Genomic DNA, 387 nt, shown 5'->3' with positions numbered 1-387 from the left:
CGGTCACCAATCTGGTGCGCGACCTCATCCTCGAGGCGGGCGTGCTGCCGCGAAAATGGGTCGCCCACACACCCTGCTTCCGCAGCGAGGCAGGTTCCTACGGAAAGGACACCCGCGGGATGATCCGCCAACATCAGTTCGAGAAGGTCGAGCTGGTGCAGGCCGTGCGACCCGAAGAGTCGTTCCAGGCCCTGGAAGACCTGACCCGGCATGCCGAGTCCATTCTTCAGCGTCTCGGGCTCGCCTATCGCGTGGTCTCGCTCTGCTGCGGGGATCTCGGGTTCTCCTCGCGCAAAACCTACGATCTGGAGGTCTGGCTACCCGGCCAAGACACCTATCGCGAGATCTCTTCCTGCAGCAATTTCGGCGACTTTCAGGCACGCCGAC

At 63.0% G+C, this 387-nt stretch carries 1 protein-coding gene; it reads left to right on the top strand.

Annotated features, from left to right (window positions below):
• Window positions 1-387 (top strand): aminoacyl--tRNA ligase-related protein (locus GPT33_RS02390; RefSeq protein ID WP_363928947.1); only part of this gene is annotated, 387 nt, incomplete at both ends.

This window comes from Thiocapsa sp. (assembly GCF_011390875.1).
Lineage (GTDB): Bacteria > Pseudomonadota > Gammaproteobacteria > Chromatiales > Chromatiaceae > Thiocapsa.
This window is presented reverse-complemented; position numbering and strand designations above follow the sequence as displayed.